Source organism: Streptomyces sp. NPDC048361, from assembly GCF_040651795.1.
Classification (GTDB): Bacteria; Actinomycetota; Actinomycetes; order Streptomycetales; family Streptomycetaceae; genus Streptomyces.
In genome coordinates, this window is the sequence record NZ_JBEZKW010000036.1 from 17,873 (window position 1) to 37,665 (window position 19,793).

Annotated in this window: 17 protein-coding genes and 1 pseudogene; 8 read left to right on the forward strand and 10 right to left on the reverse strand. The window is 69.7% G+C overall.

Annotated features, from left to right (window positions below):
* Positions 1-11: 11 nt before the first annotated feature.
* Positions 12-323 (forward strand): 4a-hydroxytetrahydrobiopterin dehydratase, encoded by a 312-nt coding sequence (locus AB0D31_RS21120; protein WP_362725192.1) that lies wholly within the window; start codon positions 12-14, stop codon positions 321-323.
* An 87-nt stretch (positions 324-410) separates the two neighbouring features.
* Here AB0D31_RS21120 and AB0D31_RS21125 read toward each other — a convergent pair.
* From AB0D31_RS21125 to AB0D31_RS21135, 3 genes and pseudogenes are all read right to left on the reverse strand, one after another.
* Positions 411-611: pseudogene (locus AB0D31_RS21125) on the reverse strand (RICIN domain-containing protein); the annotation flags it as partial.
* A 147-nt stretch (positions 612-758) separates the two neighbouring features.
* A complete protein-coding gene (locus AB0D31_RS21130) occupies positions 759-2,141 on the reverse strand; it encodes a S53 family peptidase (protein ID WP_362725195.1) in 1,383 nt (460 codons plus the stop codon).
* A 254-nt stretch (positions 2,142-2,395) separates the two neighbouring features.
* Positions 2,396-3,232, reverse strand: coding sequence for an aldo/keto reductase (locus tag AB0D31_RS21135; RefSeq protein ID WP_362725197.1), 837 nt, complete (start codon positions 3,230-3,232; stop codon positions 2,396-2,398).
* Between the two features lie 631 nt (positions 3,233-3,863).
* Here AB0D31_RS21135 and AB0D31_RS21140 point away from each other — a divergent pair.
* Both AB0D31_RS21140 and AB0D31_RS21145 read left to right on the forward strand, forming a co-directional pair.
* Positions 3,864-4,922: a chitinase gene (locus AB0D31_RS21140; protein WP_362725199.1), complete on the forward strand. Its 1,059-nt coding sequence runs from the start codon at positions 3,864-3,866 to the stop codon at positions 4,920-4,922.
* Between the two features lie 37 nt (positions 4,923-4,959).
* The gene (locus AB0D31_RS21145) at positions 4,960-5,199 is read left to right on the forward strand and encodes a hypothetical protein (RefSeq protein ID WP_362725202.1); all 240 of its coding nucleotides are present in this window, start codon (positions 4,960-4,962) and stop codon (positions 5,197-5,199) included.
* Positions 5,200-5,279: 80 nt separating this feature from the next.
* On the opposite strand, the gene AB0D31_RS21150 is transcribed toward AB0D31_RS21145, so the two are convergent.
* Positions 5,280-7,079: an AMP-dependent synthetase/ligase gene (locus AB0D31_RS21150; protein ID WP_362725205.1), complete on the reverse strand. Its 1,800-nt coding sequence runs from the start codon at positions 7,077-7,079 to the stop codon at positions 5,280-5,282.
* Positions 7,080-7,483: 404 nt separating this feature from the next.
* Positions 7,484-8,359: a LysR substrate-binding domain-containing protein gene (locus AB0D31_RS21155; protein WP_362725208.1), complete on the reverse strand. Its 876-nt coding sequence runs from the start codon at positions 8,357-8,359 to the stop codon at positions 7,484-7,486.
* A gap of 385 nt (positions 8,360-8,744) precedes the next feature.
* Here AB0D31_RS21155 and AB0D31_RS21160 point away from each other — a divergent pair, with 385 nt between their 5' ends.
* The 4 genes from AB0D31_RS21160 (at position 8,745) to AB0D31_RS21175 (ending at position 11,377) form a co-directional block, all read left to right on the forward strand.
* Complete coding sequence (locus AB0D31_RS21160) at positions 8,745-9,830, forward strand: bile acid:sodium symporter family protein (protein ID WP_362725210.1); 1,086 nt, start codon at positions 8,745-8,747, stop codon at positions 9,828-9,830.
* Positions 9,831-9,953: 123 nt separating this feature from the next.
* Positions 9,954-10,352 carry a MarR family winged helix-turn-helix transcriptional regulator gene (locus AB0D31_RS21165; protein WP_362725213.1) on the forward strand — a complete coding sequence of 133 codons (399 nt, stop codon included), beginning with the start codon at positions 9,954-9,956 and terminating at the stop codon, positions 10,350-10,352.
* An 82-nt stretch (positions 10,353-10,434) separates the two neighbouring features.
* Positions 10,435-10,968: an isochorismatase family protein gene (locus AB0D31_RS21170; RefSeq protein WP_362725216.1), complete on the forward strand. Its 534-nt coding sequence runs from the start codon at positions 10,435-10,437 to the stop codon at positions 10,966-10,968.
* Between the two features lie 4 nt (positions 10,969-10,972).
* Positions 10,973-11,377: a (2Fe-2S) ferredoxin domain-containing protein gene (locus AB0D31_RS21175; RefSeq protein ID WP_362725218.1), complete on the forward strand. Its 405-nt coding sequence runs from the start codon at positions 10,973-10,975 to the stop codon at positions 11,375-11,377.
* A 225-nt stretch (positions 11,378-11,602) separates the two neighbouring features.
* Here AB0D31_RS21175 and fdhD read toward each other — a convergent pair whose 3' ends face one another.
* From fdhD to AB0D31_RS21200, 5 genes are all read right to left on the reverse strand, one after another.
* The gene (gene fdhD / locus AB0D31_RS21180; RefSeq protein ID WP_362725221.1) at positions 11,603-12,442 is read right to left on the reverse strand and encodes a formate dehydrogenase accessory sulfurtransferase FdhD; all 840 of its coding nucleotides are present in this window, start codon (positions 12,440-12,442) and stop codon (positions 11,603-11,605) included.
* An 87-nt stretch (positions 12,443-12,529) separates the two neighbouring features.
* Positions 12,530-13,390: a 2Fe-2S iron-sulfur cluster-binding protein gene (locus tag AB0D31_RS21185; RefSeq protein ID WP_362725223.1), complete on the reverse strand. Its 861-nt coding sequence runs from the start codon at positions 13,388-13,390 to the stop codon at positions 12,530-12,532.
* 187 nt (positions 13,391-13,577) lie between these two features.
* Entirely contained in the window at positions 13,578-15,506 is a 1,929-nt protein-coding gene (locus tag AB0D31_RS21190; protein ID WP_362725226.1) for an NADH-ubiquinone oxidoreductase-F iron-sulfur binding region domain-containing protein, read from the reverse strand.
* 6 nt (positions 15,507-15,512) lie between these two features.
* Positions 15,513-17,447 (reverse strand): molybdopterin-dependent oxidoreductase, encoded by a 1,935-nt coding sequence (locus AB0D31_RS21195; RefSeq protein WP_362725228.1) that lies wholly within the window; start codon positions 17,445-17,447, stop codon positions 15,513-15,515.
* Complete coding sequence (locus AB0D31_RS21200) at positions 17,444-18,559, reverse strand: 2-dehydropantoate 2-reductase (RefSeq protein ID WP_362725230.1); 1,116 nt, start codon at positions 18,557-18,559, stop codon at positions 17,444-17,446. The genes AB0D31_RS21195 and AB0D31_RS21200 overlap by 4 nt, the downstream gene beginning before the upstream one ends.
* A 284-nt stretch (positions 18,560-18,843) precedes the next feature.
* Between AB0D31_RS21200 and AB0D31_RS21205 the strand changes: the two genes are divergently transcribed.
* Positions 18,844-19,782 carry a beta-ketoacyl-ACP synthase III gene (locus tag AB0D31_RS21205; RefSeq protein ID WP_362725336.1) on the forward strand — a complete coding sequence of 313 codons (939 nt, stop codon included), beginning with the start codon at positions 18,844-18,846 and terminating at the stop codon, positions 19,780-19,782.
* Positions 19,783-19,793 lie beyond the last annotated feature (11 nt).

Consider the following 19,793-nt stretch of genomic DNA (forward strand, 5'->3'; position numbering starts at 1 on the left):
AGTACCCGGACATGCCCCTTGAGCCGCTGTCACAGAAGGACGTCGAAGACCGGCTGCGCGAGCTGCCGGGCTGGTCGCTCTCGGACGACCACGACCGGATCTCCCGCAGCTACCGCCTCCCCGGGCACTTCGCCGCGACCGCCATGGTCGTCCATGTAGCCCAGATCCAGGAGGAGCTGAACCACCACAGCGACCTGACCCTCGGCTACAACACGGTCGCCCTGTCGGTGAACACCCACGACGCCGGCGGCGCCCTCACGGAGCTGGACTTCCAACTCGCCCACCGAGTGGAAGAGATCGCTCCCAAGCACGGCGCGGAATAGCCTCCGGAGCTGCGGTACCCGCGAGCGCTGCGGGACCTGCCGCAGGCCTGAACTACGGCCGTCCCAGCTCGGCGCCGCGCCCGGCACTCACACGACAGGCTCCAACTGCCACCACTGGCCGGGCGAATCGGTGTCCTCCCACTGCCGTACGTTCACGCCGTCCGCGTCCGAACCGTCGGCGACCTCCAGAAGCAGACCGCTGATGTAATTGACGAGGGTGACCCGGCCCGGCGCGTCCAAGTGCCGTTCCACAAGCCATTCGTGGGCACCGAAATCGTTGGCCTTCCAGAGGTGAGCGGCCGAGGTGTGCGGGGGAGGTGCGCGGGGGAGCGGTTGAGGTGCGTCGTCACCGAGTCCTCGGGATGACGACGGCGCCGCCGCCCGCGAAGAGCGGACGGCGGCGCCTGATGCCTTTGCGCGGGGGCGCGGAGCGCGTCAGTGGTGGCGGCTCTCGCGGGCCAGCGCGGTCACGAAGTGGGCCGCGTCGATGGTGCCGACACCGGTCGCCATGTCGTAGCCCTTCACCGCGGTGTAGCCGGTGACACCGGCGTAGCTGTTGTTCGTGCCGTCCTTGACGTCCACGAGGCCGGAGCCCGGCTTGTACCCCTCGTGCTTGTAGAGCGAGTACAGCGCGTCGTTGATGTTGCCGAGACGGTGTCCGGCCGCCTGGTCGGCGAGGGCGACGATGCCCGAGAACAGCGGGCTCGCCTCACTCGTACCGCCCGAGACGTCCCAGCCGACAGCCGTCGGGTCGTAGCTGGAGTACACCCAGGCGCCGCCGTTGACCGCGGCCGCCATCGAGATGTCGGGGGTGCCGCGGCGGTTGCCGACGGCGCCCCGCACACCGTTCTGGAACGAGGGCCGCTGGAAGACGTGCGACTGACCGCCGCCGCCCGAACCGTTGTCGTTGTAAACGCTCTCAGGGCTGAGGCGGTTGCCCTTGTCGTCGAGGTGCAGCTGGGTGCCGCCGATCGACGTGACCAGCGGGTCCGAGGAGGGCCAGGAGTTGACGCGCTCCTTGTAGTAGCCCGAGCCGTCCGCCGTGTTGTCGGTGGCGCCGCCGTCACCGGAGGAGGCGAGGACCGTGACCCCGTGCGCGGCCGCGTCCTTGAACGCGTACCGCAGCTTCTGGATGCTGGAGAAGTCGCCCTTGTCGAAGCCGGGGAACGTGTTCTCCGTGGCGCCGAAGCTCTGCGTGATGACATCGCCGACGCCGTGGTCGATGAGGTGCTTCTCGGCGTCCATCATCTCCGGCAGGCCGGTGACACCCTCGGTCTCGGCGACCGCGGTCTCCACCAGGACGATCTTTGCGCCGGGGGCGACGGCATGAGCCATCTCGACGTCGAGCGTGGACTCACCGGCCCAGCCGGTCATGTCCTTGTTCTTCGGGTCCCACTTGGGAACGTTGCCCCACTTGACGACGTCGACCTTGCTGCTGGGGATGCCGTACTGCTTGCTGTACACATCCAGGTCGTGCTGGATCGTCGGCGAACCGAACGAGTCCACGATCACGATCGTGCGGCCCTTGCCCGTGATGCCCGCCTTGTAGAGCGGGTTCAGGTTGTACGCCTGGCGGTACTGCAGCGGTCCGTAGCAGGCGATCTTCCACTTGGCCTGGCACTGCTCGCTGGTGAGCGGGCCGCTGGTCGAGTGGGCGAGCTGGTGTCCGGCGATCGCCGGAACGGGCTTTACCTGCGGGGCGGCAGGTGCGGCGGTGGCGGACCCGGACAGCGGGGTGGCTATCAACGCGGCAGCGGCAAGGGCGGTGGCCCCGACTGACGCTGCTGCGGTACGAGTCCGGGGGCGGGCTATGCGCATGAATGCTCCCTGAGTGGGGTGAAGCCGCGCGGGGCGGTCTTCGCGATCCCATCGGGAAGGTCATGCGCAGGACAAGAGTATTTGTCTCTTGATGTCGAACGCTTTGCCTGATCGGCGCACTTAAATGAACATTCTTGATTGGTAGCTGACCAACCAGGCCCTGAAACCGACAAAAGGGGTGACGCCAACCTGAGTTGGCGGCACCCCTTCGTTATTCGGTGATCAAGACTCCAGCATGATCAAGACGCGTCTGATCAGGCGCCCAGGTTGAACTCGGCCGGGTTCGGTCCCAGGCGCTTGCCCTCGTCCAGAGCGGCGAGCGCGGCCAGGTCGTCCGCGTCGAGCTCGAAACCGAAGACGTCGATGTTCTCCTTGATCCGCGACGGCGTCACCGACTTCGGGATCACGACGTTGCCGATCTGCAGGTGCCAGCGAAGCACCACCTGTGCGGGGGTGCGGCCGTACTTGTGGGCGATCGCGACCACGGTCGGCACTTCGAGCAGCCCTCGGCCCTGGCCGAGCGGCGACCACGCCTCGGTCGCGATGGAGTGCTTGGCGTGCAGCGCGCGCGACTCGGCCTGGGCGAGCTGCGGGTGCAGCTCGATCTGGTTGACGGCCGGGACCACCGAGGTCTCGCCCAGCAGTCGCTCCAGGTGCACCGGCTGGAAGTTGGACACGCCGATCGCCCTGGCGCGCCCGTCCGCCTGGATCTTCTCGAAGGCCTTGTACGTGTCGACGTACGCGTCCTTGGCCGGCATGGGCCAGTGGATCAGGTACAGGTCGACGTAGTCGAGGCCGAGCTTGTCGAGCGAGGCGTCGAAGGCCCGCAGGGTCGAGTCGTAGCCCTGCTCGGAGTTCCACAGCTTCGTCGTGATGAAGAGGTCTTCACGGGCGATCCCCGAGGCGGCGACGGCCTTGCCGGTGCCGCGTTCGTTCTCGTAGATCGCGGCGGTGTCGATGCTTCGGTACCCGGAATCGATCGCCGTCGCGACCGCCTTCGCGGCCTCGTCGTCCGGCACCTGCCAGACACCGAAACCGAGCTGCGGCATCTCGACGCCGTTGTTGAGGGTGATGGAGGGGACCTTGCTCACGAGCGGTCGATCCTTTGCGTCGTCGGTTGGTACTCCCATCGTCAACGAACGACGGGGACGACGCATTCCCATCGAGCCTTATGGATCACACCTGACCTGCGGTTCAACCGGGGTCCAGCACAGGTCCCGCACGGTCTTCGGCCGGCCTCCCGAGGACGTGCGCGGACGAGGCGTAGGGAGGCGGGCCGATCCGGTTGCGATTCCTTCGGTCCGGACCATTGACCGCGCCACGACAAGGCGCAACTCTATGGCGGGTGGCAGATGACTGAACGACGGTCACCTATGTGAATAGCGGGGGTCGGTTATCCATGTGGCGGCTCGGCGTGTGTCGAGGCGCTCATCCGCTCTGGACTCCCCTCCCCTCGGGCTCTCAACTTGCCTGCTGCCACAGCGAGTTGGGTGCGTCGGGCTCATTGACAGCGAGCGTGCCAGGCACTGCGACACCGAGGGGTTAGGAAAGTTTCCTAACCCCCACCGAATCACCGCCCCACCGAATCACCGCCCCATCCCACCGGGTCACCGCCGTACCGAGTCACCGCCGTCCCATAGCTGGCCTCCCTTCCCGCACCCACCGCCCTCCACTTCACCCACACCCCGCTTCCCCCCACGCCCCCCACGGAAGGACACCCCCGTGCACGCTGCCGTATCCCCTCGCCGTCTCGCCGCCTCCCTCACCGGCCTCGGCTGTCTGCTGCTGCCCGCCATTGTTTCCATCCCTCAGGCCAACGCGGCCAACGCGGCCAACGCCACCCGCTCACCCGAAACGGCCGGCTCGTCCGCCTCCTCTGTCTCCGCCGCCTCCGGGTCGATGGCCGCTGCTCCATACGAGTACCTCGGCTGGGGCAATCCCCAGAAGCCCACCGACGTGATGGCGGCAACGGGCGTCAAGTGGTTCACCCTGGCCTTCGTTCTCTCGGACGGCGGGTGCAACCCGAAGTGGGACGGCTCGCGCCCCCTGACCGGCGGCTCCGATGAGAGCGCGATCAAGTCGATCCGCGGTGCTGGCGGCGACGTGGTCGTGTCGGTCGGCGGGTGGAGCGGGAACAAGCTGGGTGAGAAGTGCTCCAGCGTCTCCGCGCTCGTCGGCGCGTATCAGAAAGTGATCAGCGCCTACCACCTGAAGGCGCTCGACATCGACATCGAGGACACCGAGTTCTCCAACGCCACCGTGCGGCAGCGGGTGGTGAGCGCGCTGAAGATCGTCAAGGCCGACAATCCCGGGCTCGTGACCTACGTGACGATGGGCACCACCTCTGCCGGCCCCGATGCCAACGGCAAGGACCTCATAAAGAAGGGGGCTGCCGCCGGGCTCGCCAACGACGGCTGGACGATCATGCCGTTCGACCTCGGCAGCCACAGCGGCTCCATGGGCTCGGTGACTGTGAGCGCTCTCGAAGGGTTGAAGGCGGCGGTGAAGAGCGCCTATGGCTACAGCGACGACGCCGCCTACCGGCACATCGGCGTCTCCTCCATGAACGGAAAGACCGACGAGTCCGACGAGACCGTCACCACGGGCGACTTCCAGACCATCCTCGGCTACGCCCGACAGCATCACCTGGCGCGCTTCACCTTCTGGGCGGTCAACCGCGACCGGCAGTGTTCCTCCGGTGGAGACGCGGGCGAGTCGTGCAGCGGGGTCGGCCAGTCACAGTACGCCTTCACCAAAATCGTTGCCCAGTACGGGGGTTGAGGGAAACTTCCCTCAATCCTCCCTTAAGGGGGCAAGAATGCCCGCCCGGCCATCGCGCAGCAGCGCCCCTGACGCATCCCAGGAACGCCCGGCGTGGCTCCAGGAAGTCGTGGAGGACAAGCCCATAAGCGAGTTGGAGACCTGGTTCAACACCACGTGGGACGACTTCCGCCGTGACGCGGGCCCCGGGGCCGTCAACCGCCGAACTCGAAGGGACCCGACGACCATGGCTCGTGCGATCACCTTGATCCGTTCCGCCTCCCGCCGAGGTTGCTAGGAGCCCCGGGAGCCCCGGGAGTGCCTGACGCGCCGAGGGCGCCGAAAGCGCCTGACGCGCCGAAAGTGCTGAAAGCGCTCTCACCGATAGAGCGCGTCCACCTCGTTCTCGTACGCCTTCTCGATCGCCCGGCGCTTGAGTTTCAGCGACGGGGTCAGGAGTCCGTGCTCCTCGGTGAACTGGTGGGCCAGTATGCGGAAGGTGCGGATCGATTCCGCCTGGGAGACCAGGGTGTTGGCGGCGACCACCGCTCGGCGCACCTCGGTTTCCAGGTCGGGGTCGCGTACCAACTCCGAAGGGGTGAGAGGGGCTTTGCCGCGCATGGCGAGCCAGTGATCCACACCCTCCTGGTCGAGGGTGACCAGCGCCGCGATGTAGGGGCGGTTGTCGCCGACCACGATGCACTGGGCGACCAGGGGATGGGCCCGGACCCGTTCCTCCAGGGCGACCGGCGAGACGCTCTTGCCGCCCGAGGTCACCAGGATCTCCTTCTTGCGCCCGGTGATGGTGAGGTAGCCGTCCTCGTCGAGCGCCCCGATGTCACCCGTCGAGAGCCAGCCGTCCCTCAGCACCGCCTCGGTGGCCTTCGGCTCGTTGAGGTAGCCGGAGAAGACCTGGCCGCCGTGGATCCACACCTCACCGTCGTCGGCGATGTGCACCGTGGTGCCCGGGACGGGCTGGCCGACCGTGCCGTAGCGGGTACGTTCCGGGGGGTTGGCGGTCGCGGCGGCAGTCGACTCGGTCAGGCCGTACCCCTCGTACACCGTGACGCCGGCGCCCTCGAAGAACAGGCCGAGCCGGCGGCCCATGCTGGAGCCTCCCGACATGGCGTGACGCACCCGGCCGCCCATCGCCTCGCGGACCTTGCCGTACACCGTCTTCTCGAAGAACTGGTGCTGCATCCGGAGCGCGGCCGACGGGCCGGGACCGACACCGAAGGCCTTCTGCTCCACGGCCTCCGCGTACTTGACCGCGATGTCGACGGATTTGTCGAATGGACCCGTCTTGCCGTCGGCCTCGGCTCTGCGGCGGGCCGCGTTGAACACCTTCTCGAAGATGTAGGGCACGGCGAGGATGAACGTCGGCCGGAACGACTGGAGGTCGGGCAGCAGGGCGGAGGCGGCGAGGGCCGGCTGGTGGCCCAATTTCACCCGCCCCCGGATCGCCGCGACCTCCACCATCCGCCCGAAGACATGGGCCAGCGGCAGGAACAGCAGGGTGGACGCCTCGTCGCCGGGCCGGGAGTGGAAGACGGGCTCCCAGCGCGAGATCAGCATGTCCGTCTCGAACATGAAGTTGGCGTGGGTGATGACACAGCCCTTGGGGCGGCCCGTGGTGCCCGACGTGTAGATGACGGTCGCCACCGACTCGGGTGTTACCGCCCTGCGGTGCCGCTCGACGACCTCGTCGTCGATGGACTCACCCGCTCTGAGAAGGCCTGAGAGCGCTCCCGTGTCCAGCTGCCACAGCCGCTTGAGGTGGGGGAGCCGGTCGACGACCGAGCCGATCGTCATCGAGTGGTCCTCGTGCTCCACGACGCACGCCGTCGCCTCCGAGTCGTGCAGCATCCAGAAGACCTGCTCGGCGGAGGACGTGGGGTAGATCGGCACCGACTGCGCGCCGATGCTCCACAGCGCGAAATCGAAGAGCGTCCACTCGTATCGGGTGCGCGCCATGATGGCGACCCGGTCGCCGAACCGGACGCCGTCCGCGATCAGCCCTTTGGCGAGCGCGAACACCTCGTCCCTGAACGCGGCGGCCGTCACGTCATGCCACTGGCCCGAATCGTCCTTGCGGCATAGCGCGATGCGGTGAGGATCATCGAGGGCATGGTCGAAGACCGCGTCCGCAAGGCCGCCGACCTGAGGCGCCGCCGCCATGGGTGGGACCGTGAACTCGCGCAATGACCTGCCTCCCTCCGGGGTGGCCACTCCCGGTGGCGCTCCGCACAGCGCGGTGACCGTACCCCACGGACAGTTCCCGTGACAGGGGTCTCCTGCACGTCGAGACGTACGGCGTCTTCACAGGTCAGCGGCCGAAACAGGCCCACATGCGGACCGCTCGGGCACTCAGTTGACTCAAAGGTAGGTTCTGCGGAAGGCAATCTCCACGGAATCTGTACGCTCCGGTCACCCTCGCCCCACGGTTGCGCGCCGTTTTCCCGGGGCCACGCTCCGTTGCCGCCGGGCGATGTGCGCAGCGTAGGCAGGCGGGCGCGGCCGGATACCCAGGGGACGCGACCGGGTGTCCGCCCGGCACGCCGGGCGGGAGGGACCGTCGGTGTTCAGCCAGTGCGATGTCCCCGGTGCAGCCGGTCGCCGCCGGCCAGGATCGCCGAGGCCAGGGCGCCCGCCGCCTCCTGCGCCGCCGAGCCCCGCCGGTTGTGGAGCAGCACGAAATCCACCCCGCCCAGGTCCGGCAGCCCGCTGCGCGCCGGGAGCGGGGCGAGACCGGGCGGGATCAGGCCCTTGGTGTGGGCCATCACGCCGAGCCCTGCGCGGGCCGCCGCGACCAGGCCGCTCAGGCTCCCGCTCGTACAAGCGATGCGCCAGGACCGCCCGTGGTCCTCCAGGACTTCAAGGGCACGGGCCCGCGTGATGCCGGGCGGCGGGAACAGGATCAATGGAATGGGACGTTCGGCGTCGAGCCGCAGGTCGGGCGCGCCGATCCAGCACAGCTCGTCCGTCCACACGAGTTCGCCGTGACTGTCGCCGGGCCGCCGCTTGGCGAGCACCAGGTCGAGCCGGCCCGCTTCGAGGCGCCGGTGAAGAGTCCCGGACAGCTCGACCGTCAGCTCCAGGTCGACCTCCGGATGGTCGCGGCGGAAAGCCTGGAGGATCTCCGGCAGGCGCGTCAGGACGAAGTCCTCGGATGCGCCGAAGCGCAGCCGGCCGCGTAGCCGTGTCCCGGTGAAGTAGGTGGCGGCCCGCTCGTGAGCGGCCAGGATCGTGCGGGCGAAGCCGAGCATCGCCTCGCCGTCCTCCGTCAGCCGCACCCGGTGGGTGTCCCGGCTGAACAGCTGCCGCCCCGCCGCGTCCTCCAGACGTCGCACATGCTGGCTCACCGTCGACTGGCGCAGGCCCAGGCGCCGCGCGGCCTGCGTGAAGTTCAGCGTCTGCGCGACGGCCAGGAACGTCCGCAGCTGGTTCGCGTCGTACATGACGTCCACCGTAGCCCCGCTCATCGCGAAACGTGATGACAGTGAGAGTGGTGTACGGGATTCCCGATCAGGCAATGGAGGAGGAGCATTGAGAGGGCACAATCGCGGCCGACTACTGGGTAGCGAGCACCGAGCACTGGTTTTCTCCAACGCGGGGTCCCTTGGCGCGGAGTCCTGGGCCTCGGGGCCCTGGGCCTCGGGGCCCTGAGCGCTGGGCCCCGGTGTGATGTGACCCGTGGCCGTGGCCCATGGGCGTGGGCGTGGGCGTAGCCTGCGGCCTCGCGTGCTGAGCAGGTAGTCCTCGCGTAGCGACCACGCGGCCCCGCGCCGCGCCACACTCCCGTACCGCCCGACGATGTAAGCCCCGAACACGTAAGTGGAGCACATGAGCCGCCGCACTCCGAAGCTGCCGTCCTGGCTGCCGGTCGACCCCTACATACTGGCGCTGCTCGGCACGGTGGGACTCGCGGCCCTGCTCCCCGCGACCGGCTCCGCCGCCGGTGTCGCGAGCGGCGCCTCGACCGGAGCCGTCGCGCTCCTCTTCTTCCTGTACGGCGCCCGGCTCTCGACCCGCGAGGCGCTGGACGGGCTGCGCCACTGGCGACTCCATGTCACCGTGCTCGCCTGCACGTTCGTGGCGTTTCCGCTGCTGGGCCTGGCGGCGAAGGGACTGGTCCCGACCGTCTTGACGCCGGACCTCTACAACGGCCTGCTCTTCCTCTGCCTGGTGCCCTCGACGATCCAGTCGTCGATCGCGTTCACTTCCATCGCCCGGGGCAATGTGCCGGCCGCGATCTGCGCGGGCTCCTTCTCCAGCATCGCCGGAATCGTGCTCACCCCGCTGCTTGCGGCGGGGCTCCTCGGCAGCAGCGGGGGAGCGCTCTCAGCGGACTCCCTGGTCGAGATCGTCCTGCAACTCCTGGTGCCGTTCCTGGCCGGGCAGTTCCTGCGGCGCTGGGTCGGCGGGTTCCTCGTCAGGAACAAGAAGGTCCTCGGGTACGTCGATCGCGGCTCGATCCTGCTCGTGGTCTACAGCGCGTTCAGCGAGGGCATGGCCCGTGGCATCTGGCACCAGGTCGGCGTGGGCAGGCTCGCCGCGCTGCTCGTCGTCGAGGCGGTACTCCTGACGGTCATGCTCACGGCGACCTGGTACGGAGCCAAGCGGCTCGGCTTCGACCGGGGCGACCGGATCGCGATCCAGTTCGCCGGGTCCAAGAAGAGCCTGGCCGCCGGGCTCCCCATGGCCAGCGTGCTGTTCGGCGCCCAGGCCTCGCTCGCGGTGCTGCCGCTGATGCTGTTCCACCAGATGCAACTGATGGTGTGCGCCGTCATCGCCAGGCGCCGTGCCCGCGACCCGCTGCCGCCCCACGAACGGCGCCCGGCCTCCACTCCCGCCCCAGGGGCCGCGGAACGCGATGCCGCGGAACGCGATACCGCGGAACACGATGCCGCGGTACGGGCCGCCGGCTGACGAAGGGCCGCGAGCGCGGACGCGGACCGCCGCCGCCTCTTTCTTCCTTGCTCCGGCCGGGGGCAGATCAGGGCGCCCTCCAACCTCACCTCGTCCGCCCCCAACTCCCGTACGAGGCTGACCGTGTCGGGGGAGCTCACGGCGCCGACGACGCGGCGCGTTCATCGAACCCGCGACCTCCCCGCCGAGGGCCACCGGTTCGCCCTCTTCGCGGACCTTGCGCAGGCTGCCGTGTCCGAACTCGGCCCGGTCGCGCAGGCCGACCTTGGACCTGCGCCGGCGATCGACCCCAAGGACCTGGTCGGCATCCTCAACGACCTCCGGGCCGACGGCCTCACCGTCCGCACGCCCGCCCCGCGGGACCGGCACAAGAACGCCGTCACCATCACCCCGGCCGGACAGAACCCCCTCCGGCGCTGCACGAACGCCGCCCAAGAGGCCAACGACCGGCTCCTCGCCCCTCTCGCCCCCGCCGAAGCGCGTCGTCTCCTGGCACTTTTGACCCGTCTGCACGAGGCGTGACCAAGCCGCCCCCGCGCGCTCTCATGGCCGGAACAGGTCCCCGGCGTCCGGGCTAGATCATCGGGGCCGGTACGGTGCCGCCATGACCGCACTCGAAGGCGAGCCCGCCACCCTCGACCCCGCGCGCACCGCACTCGTCCTCGTGGATCTGATGGACCGCATCACGGCGCTTCCGCTCGCCCCGCGCTCCGGTGATCAAGTTGTCGGCACGGCATGGGAGTTGGCCCATTCCTTCCGTGCGGCCGGTGCGACCGTCGTGCTCGTACGGGTCGAACGCCCCGGCGTGCCCGCCCAGCCGCCCGGCAGCGACATCGTCGCGGGCCTCGCTGCCGACGGAGACCTGGTCGTCGTGAAGCGCACCATCGGCGCCTTCCACCAGACCGGACTGCACGAGCTGCTCCGCGAGCGCGGTATCGACACCCTCGTTTTCGGCGGAATCGCCACCAACCTCGGTGTCGAGTCGACGGCCCGCCCGGCCGCGGACCACGGCTACGAGCTCCTCTTCGTGGAGGACGCCATGGCCGCGCTGACCGAGGACGAACACCGTGCCGCCATCGCTCTCAACTTCCCCCGCCTCGGTACGGTCGTCACCGCCGCGGCTCTCCGGTTCGGCTGATTACATGCCCAAGTTCACGATATCCGCGGCCATTTCACGTCCCTGCACCCTGGTGGTCTGCCGCGGCTGCTGCTGCGGTGACGCCCGTAAGACGCCCGGCACCGACCACGCGCGCCAGCTCGACCGGCTGCGGACGGCGGCCGCCCGGTCCGGCGGCCGGATCGCCGTCCGGACAACCGACTGCCTCGGACCCTGCGGCCAGGCCAACGTCATCGTGGTCCAGCCCTCGGGCCGCGCCCGTCAGCGCGGGGCACGCGCGGCCTGGGTCGGTTGGGTCCTCGACGACTACGCCACCGACGACATCGTGGCATGGGCCGAACAGGGCGGCCCGGGCGTCGCGGACCCCTCGCCCACGCTCGCCCTCCAGATGATCCCGGCTCCGGCCGAGGCCCGCAGAAGGGCCCGCTGAGGCTCCGTCAGTTACGCAGATGCGTTCCTCGGGGCGAGCGCGGCACGCCGTCAAGTGCCCTACGAGCAGGGCGAGTTGACCCCCGTACGACCAGGGTGGGTTGAACGCCGTGGGGCGATCCTGGGCACGGTGAACGCCGAACGCGCAGCCGCGCGGTGTGCTGTGGAAGGCCCGGCCGGCGCAGGGGGCGCTCCCCGCCGGCCGGGCCGCTCGGACGCCGCGGAGTCAGACCTGCGAGCGCAGGGCGATGCGCTCATCCCCCGCGTACACGTTCATGGAGCTGCCGCGCAGGAATCCCACCAGAGTGAGACCGGACTCGGCGGCCAGGTCGACGGCGAGCGAGGACGGGGCGGAGACCGCCGCGAGGAGCGGAATGCCCGCCATGACCGCCTTCTGTGCGAGCTCGAACGATGCCCGCCCCGACACCAGCAGGACGCACTGGGACAGCGGCAGCCGGTCGTCCTGGAGAGCGCGTCCAACGAGTTTGTCGACCGCGTTGTGACGGCCCACATCCTCACGTATGTCGAGGAGTTCGCCCGCAGGCGAGAAGAGGGCCGCCGCGTGCAGACCCCCGGTCCGGTCGAAGACCCGCTGCGCCGCGCGCAGCCGGTCGGGGAGGCTCGCGAGCAGTTCGGGCTCGACCCGGACCGGGGGAGTGTCATGGATGGGGAAGCGGGCCTGCGTACGGACGGCGTCGAGGCTGGCCTTGCCGCACAGACCGCACGAGGACGTCGTGTACACATTGCGTTCGAGCGTGATGTCGGGCACCTCGACGCCGGGCGCGAGCCGCACGTCGACCACGTTGTAGGTGTTGTGCCCGTCGGCGGTCGCGCCCGCGCAGTACACGATCGACTGGAGCTCGGACGCGGCGCCGAGTACCCCCTCGCTGACCAGGAACCCGGCCGCGAGCGCGAAGTCGTCCCCCGGAGTGCGCATCGTGATCGCGAGGGGCTTTCCGTTCAGCCGGATCTCCAGAGGCTCCTCGGCGACCAGGGTGTCCGGGCGGGTCGAGACCGCCCCGTCCCGGATGCGGATGACGCGGCGGCGTTCGGTGACCCGTCCCATGTCTTCAATCCCTCAGTCGCTCAGTTGCTCAGTTGCTTGATCGCTTGATCGCTTGATCGGTCGGTCGCTTGGTTGCTCGGTCGCTGGTCAGTCTCGTGTCTGCACGTGCTGGAACCCGAAGCGCCCCTTGATGCACAGGTTGCCGTGGGTCACCGGGTTGTCGTGCGGTGAGGTGACCTTGACGATCTCATTGTCCTGCACATGGAGGGTGAGGTTGCAGCCGACGCCGCAGTACGCGCATACCGTCGTCGTCTGTGACTGTCCCGCCTCGTCCCAGGTGCCGGCCGCCCGCAGGTCGAACTCGGACTTGAATGAGAGCGCTCCCGTCGGGCACACCTCGATGCAGTTACCGCAGTACACACAGGCCGAATCGGTCAGCGGCGCGTCGTGCTCGGTGGAGATCCGGGCGTCGAAACCGCGCCCGGTCACCGCGATCGCGAACGTGTTCTGCCACTGCTCGCCGCAGGCGTCGACGCACTTGTAGCACAGGATGCACTTGTCGTAGTCGCGCACATACAGGTCGTTGTCGATCTTCGGCTGCTCGTCGACCCGCGCCGCCGACGGGCCGAACCTGCCGGGCTCGGCCCCGTACTCGGCGAGCCATTCTCCGGCGCGCGGTGTCGTGGAGAGGTCGACGGACGAGGCGAGCAGTTCGAGCACCACCTTGCGGCTGTTACGGGCCCGCTCGGTGTCGGTACGGACCGACATCCCGGGCTCGACCCTGCGCGAGCAGGCGGGTGCCAGTGTCCGGGCCCCCTCGACCTCCACCACACACACCCGGCAGGCGTTCTTGGGGGTGAGGGTGTCGCCCTGGCAGAGGGTAGGAATGTCCTTGCCGGCGCCACGGCACGCGTCGAGGACGGTGTCACCCTCCGGCACCCGTACCGACTCGTCGTCGATCGTCAACTCCACGATGCGGCGCGGGGGTTGAAGCGGAATCGCGGTCACTCGAAGACTCCTGTTCGCATACTGGTGGTTGATGACTGGTGGCTGGCGGTACGAGTGCGTGCCGCGCCCAAGGGGTCGTCCTCTGGGATGGGCGGGCTGTTCCCCGTGGTGCCCTGGCTGTTCCCCGTGGCGCGACGGGTGTTTTCCGTGGTGCGACGGGTGTTCTCCGAGGTGCTTTCGGAGGGGCTCACTCGAAGGCGCCGAGACGGTCGATGGCGGATTCGACGGCGTTCCAGGCGGTCTGGCCGAGGCCGCAGATCGAAGCGTCCCGCATGGTGCGCCCGACGTCCCGCAGCAGGGCGATGTCACCGGCCGCTGCCGCACCGGTCCGGTCCTTGATCCGGTGCAGCGCCTCCTCCTGCCGTACGGTGCCGACCCGGCAGGGCACGCACTGGCCGCACGACTCGTCGCGGAAGAACTCCGCGATCCGCAGCAGGACCCTGGGCAGCTCGACGGTGTCGTCCAGGACCAGGACCACCCCGGAACCGAGTGTCGTGCCGGCCTCACGGGTCCCCTCGAAGGTGAGCGGAATGTCCAGCTCGTCGGGGCGTACGAAGCCGCCCGCGGCGCCACCGAGCAGGACGGCCCGTAGGCGCTCCGGGGGCCCTGAGAGCGCTATCAGATCGCGCAGCGAGGCCCCGAACGGCAGCTCGTACACGCCGGGTCGCGCCACGTTCCCCGAGACGCAGAACAGCTTGGTCCCGGTCGACGACGCGGTCCCGGTCCGCGCGTACGCCTCGCCGCCCCGCTCCAGGATGGGCACCACATTGACCAGCGTCTCCACGTTGTTGACGGCGGTCGGCTTCCCGAAGAGCCCGCTCTCGACGGGGAAGGGCGGCTTGGAACGGGGCTCCCCGCGCTGCCCTTCGATCGAGTTGAAGATCGCGGTCTCCTCGCCGCAGATGTACGCTCCGGCGCCGCTGCGGATCTCGATGTCGAAGGCGTACCCCTGCCCGAGGACGTCCGGCCCGAGCAGGCCTCGCTCACGGGCCCGGCCGATCGCGTGGCCGAGTCGCTCGTGCGCGCGCGGGTATTCGCCCCGCAGGTAGATGTAGCCGCGGTGCGCGCCGACGGCGTACCCGGCGATGGTCATGGCCTCGACCACGGCGTAGGGGTCGCCCTCCATCAGGACGCGGTCCTTGAAGGTGCCGGGCTCGGACTCGTCGGCGTTGCACACGAGGTAGTGGACGCGCTCCGGCTGCCGCGCGGTCGCCTCCCATTTCCGGCCGGTGGGGAACGCGGCTCCGCCCCGCCCCACGAGCCCCGCGTCGAGCACCTCCCGGATCACCCCGGCGGGCCCGAGCGCGAAAGCCCTGCGCAGCGCCGTGTAGCCACCCATGGAGCGGTAGTCGTCGAGGTCGTACGGGTCGACGACGCCGACGCGCCTGAGCAGAACGAGGCCGTCCTGGCCGGCCTGCGGAACGGCGTGCGCCGCTGGCTGCTCCGGGGCGGCGCCGTCCGGCTCGGCCAGGGCGCTGGCGAGGGTGGCGGGGGTCGCGGGAGCGAGCACGGCCGCGAGCCTGGGAGCGCTCTCACCGCCCACGCCAGACGCGCCCCGCCCCGCCGCCCCCCGCGCGGATGCGCTCTCATGAAGCGACGGAGTGCCCTCGGGTGTGGCCTCCCGGGTGGCCGGAGCCGGGGGGCCGGCTCTGCGGAGCAGCGCTGCCGGGGCACGTTCGCACAGGCCCAGGCAGGGGCTGCGTTCCCATGACGCCGTCGGTGTGTCCGAAAGGGCGTCGCACAGTTCCGCCGAGCCCTTCGCCGCGCACGTCAGATCCGTGCACACGTACAGCACCGTCGCCGGCCGGGGCTTGACCGAGAACAGGGAGTAGAAGGTCGCCACCCCGTATGCCTCCGCCGGTGGCACCGTCAGGCGGCGGCAGATGTAGTCGAGAGCGCTCTCACTGAGCCAGCCGATCCGGTCGTTGACGGCGTGCAGCGCAGGAAGCAGCAGGTCTCGCCGGTCGCGGGCCTCCTTGCCGCCGCGCGCCCAGCGCAGCTCCGCGTCCGTACGGCCCACGGCGCCCTCCCACGCCGAGGCCGGCGGACCCAGCACGGCGTCCACGGCGGCACGTTCCTCGTCCGTCGGCTCGGTGTTTGCGAAGTGCAGGTCCACGGACGTTCAGCTCCCCACGGCCGTGACGGACAGCTTCTCCACCCGGATCGCCGACGCCTTGAACTCGGCGGTCCCCGCGATCGGGCAGTTCGCCTCGATGGTCAGCTGGTTGGTGTCGACCTCGTCGGGAAAGTGCATGGTCATGAACGCGAGGCCGGGCCGCAGCGCCGGATCGACCCACACCGGCGCGGTCACCGCTCCGCGCCGCGACACGACGCGTACCTCGTCATACGTGGCCACACCGAGCCGTTCCGCGTCCTCCGGGCTCAGCTCGATGTACTCGCCGCGCCGCAGCGGAGAGGCGTAACTGCCGCTCTGGACACCGGTGTTGTAGGAGTCCAGGCGCCGGCCGGTGGTCAGGCGCAGCGGATAGTCGTCGTCGGTCAGGTCGACCGGCGGATCGTGCTGGACCAGGCCGAACTCCGCCGCGGGGCCGCGCAACGAGGGCTCGGTTTCCCACAGCCGGGCGTGCAGGAAGCTCGACGGCAGTTCGCGCTCCGACGGGCACGGCCACTGGAGGCCCTGGTGCTCCTCCAGGCGGTCGTACGTCATGCCGTAGTGGTCCGGTGAAAGCGCTCTCAGCTCGTTCCAGACCTCCTCGGAATCGGCGAACTTCCAGTCGTGGCCGAGGAGGCCGGCGACCGAGCAGATGATGTCGATGTCCTCACGTGCCTCGCCCGGCGGTTTCAGGGCGGCCCGCACACGCTGTACCCGGCGTTCGCTGTTGGTCGTCGTGCCGTCCGTCTCGGCCCAGGCGGCGGTCGCGGGCAGCACCACGTCGGCCATCTGCGCGGTCTTGGTGAGGAAGATGTCCTGCACGACGAGGTGGTCGAGGGCGGCGAGGCGGCGTGCGGCCTGCTCGCTGTCGGCCTCCGACTGGGCCGGGTTCTCGCCGATGCAGTACACGGCTTTCAACGTGCCGTGTTCCATTGCCTCGAACATCTCGGTGAGTGTCATCCCGTACTGGGACGGAATGGCAGCCTGCCACATCGCTTCGAACTTCGTACGGGCCACCGGGTCGAGCACGTCCTGGAAGCCGGGCAGCTTGTTGGGGATGGCGCCCATGTCGCCGCCGCCCTGCACGTTGTTCTGGCCGCGCAGGGGCTGCACTCCGGCTCCCCACCGGCCGACCTGCCCCGTGAGCAGCGACAGATTGATCAGCGCGCGGACGTTGTCGGTGCCGTTGTGGTGCTCGGTGATCCCCAACGTCCAGCACAGTTGGGCGCGTTCGGCGCTCGCGTAGGCGTGGGCGAGTTCGCGGATCGCGTCCGCCGGTACACCCGTGACGTGTTCGGCGGCCGACAGCGTCCAGGGTTCGACGAGCTCCGCGTAGGCCTGGTAGCCGGTGGTCGCGCGGTCCACGAAGGCCCGGTTGACCAGGCCGGCGTGGATGATCTCCCGGCCGATGGCGTGGGCGAGCGGAATGTCCGTGCCGACGTTGAGTCCCAGCCAGCTCTCGGCCCACTCCGCCGTGGAGGTGCGGCGCGGGTCGACCGCGTACATGCGGGCGCCGTTGCGGATGCCCTTGAGGACGTGGTGGAAGAAGATCGGGTGGGCGAAACGGGCGTTGGAGCCCCACATCAGGATGACGTCGGTGTGTTCCACCTCCTCATAGGAGGAGGTGCCGCCGCCGGAGCCGAAGACCGCCGACAGGCCGGCCACACTCGGGGCGTGGCAGGTGCGGTTGCAGGAGTCCACATTGTTGGTGCCCATGACCACCCGGCTGAACTTCTGCGCCACGTAGTTCATCTCGTTGGTGGCGCGCGAGCAGGACAGCATGGCGAACGCGTCGGGACCGTACTCCTGGCGGGTCCGGCGGAACCCGTCCGCGGCCCGCGCCAGCGCCTCGTCCCAACTTGCCTTCTTGAGCTGCCCGTTGGCGTCCCTGACCAGAGGGTGGGTGAGCCGCGGGTACTGCTTGGGCTGCCTGTCCTTCTTCATGCGGCGCTCCGGGTGTCGGACGTCTGGGACGTCTGGGCGAGGAGGTCGGCGAGCGCGTGCACGGCGCGCAGGGTGGGGACCGGGGTGCGGGTGAGTCCCGCGAGTTCGACGACGGCCGCGAGCAGCACGTCGAGTTCGAGGGGTTTGCCCTTCTCCAGGTCCTGGAGCGTGGACGTCTTGTGCTCACCCACGCGTTCGGCGCCCGCGATGCGCCGCTCCACGGAAATTTTCGGGTGGCAGCCGACCGCGCCCGCGACGGCGAGCGTCTCGCGCATCATCGACTCGACGAGGGAGCGCGTGTCCTGGTGGCGGCAGATCTGCGCCATGGTCGCGCGGGCGAGGGCGCTGATCGGGTTGAAGGAGATGTTGCCGAGGAGTTTGATCCAGATGTCGTTGCGCAGGTCCGGCTCGACGGGGCACTTGAGGCCGCCGGCCTGCATGGCCTCGCTGAAGTCGAGGCAGCGCCGCGAGATGGTGAGGTCGGGCTCGCCGATGGAGAACCGGGTGCCCTCCAAGTGGCGTACCACGCCCGGGGATTCGATCTCGGTGGCCGCGTACACGACGCAGCCGATCGCGCGGGAGGGCGGCAGTGTCGCGCTGACGGCGCCACCCGGGTCGACGCTCTCGATCCGGCGGCCGGTGTGCGGGCCCGGCAGGCCGTGGAAGTACCACCAGGGGATGCCGTTCTGGGCGGCGATGACCGCGGTGTTCGAGTGCAACAGCGGATGCACCAACGGCCCTGCTCCGGCATAGGAGTTGGCCTTCAGGCCCAGCAGGACGTAGTCGACCGGGCCGACTTCGCGGGGGTCGTCGGTGGCGGCGGGCCTGGCGGTGAAGTCGCCGCGCGGGCTGATGACCCGCACCCCGTCGCGGCGCATGGCCGCCAGGTGTGGCCCGCGGGCGATGAGGTGGACCTCGGCGCCCGCGCGGTGGAGCGCGGCCCCGACATATGCGCCGATGGCACCGGCGCCGACAACTGCGACTTTCACGGGGCACTCCGTTCGATGGAGGGACCGGTCGGGGGGAGGGGAGGGGGAGGGCCGTCGGAGGTGTGGCGGCCCTCGACGGTGTTCCGAGAGGGATGGGCGGGCGAGGGGTGTCCGAGGTGTCACGGCCGTCGGAGGGTGAAGGCCGCCGACGGCGTCCCGAGGGGGATGAGCGGGCGGATCCAGACCCCACGTTTCGTCGACAGAATATTGTCTACAGTATGCCTTTCGCGAGGGTCAAGACATCGGACACAACTCCGCAGGGGCGAAACGCTGACACAAGGCTCCAAAGGTGCGGCAGTGAATCCTGTTGGGTCCCGCGCCCCTGTACCGATCAGTAGCCACGAAGACTGGATGGCTCCGGATGTCAGCACTTACTGCTCGTATCGAGGGGACCCGCCATGACCGGCATGCGAGGCTCGCGCGTTGTCGCGGTCGGGCACTATCAGCCCGCCAAGGTGCTCACCAATGACGACCTTGCCCAGCTGGTCGACACCAACGACGAATGGATCAGCAGCCGCGTCGGCATCCGCACCCGCCATGTCGCGGGCGACGACGAACCGGTGGACGAGCTCGCCGCGCACGCCGGAGCGAAGGCGCTGGCGAGCGCCGGGCTGAGCCCCGCCGACATCGACCTCGTCCTGGTCGCCACCTCCACGGCGATCGACCGCTCGCCCAACACGGCGGCCCGCGTCGCCGCCCGGCTCGGCATGGGGTCACCCGCCGTGATGGACCTCAACGTCGTGTGCGCCGGGTTCACCCACGCGCTCGCCACCGCCGACAGCCTGGTACGCAGCGGCACCGCGCGGCGCGCCCTGGTGATCGGCGCGGACAAGATGACAGCCGTCACCGACTGGTCCGACCGCAGCACCTGCGTCCTGGTCGGTGACGGGGCGGGAGCCGCGGTCGTCGAGGCGAGCGACGAGCAGCTCATCGGGCCGGTGCTGTGGGGCTCGGTTCCGGAGATGGGGCACGCGGTACGCATCGAGGGGAGCCCGCCGGTCTTCGCGCAGGAGGGCCAGTCCGTCTACCGCTGGGCCACCACACAGTTGCCGCCCATCGCCCGCCAGGTCTGCGAGCGCGCCGGACTCACCCCCGAGGACCTCGCGGCGGTCGTGCTGCACCAGGCGAACCTGCGCATCATCGAACCCGTCGCACGCAAGATCGGCGCCGTCAACGCGGTGGTCGCCCGCGATGTCGTCGAGTCGGGGAACACCTCGGCGGCGAGCATCCCGATGGCGCTGTCCAAACTGGTCGAGCGCGGGGAGATCAGCACCGGCGACCCGGTCCTGCTCTTCGGCTTCGGAGGCAACCTCTCGTACGCGGGGCAGGTCGTACGCTGCCCGTGAGGGGCCGGCGG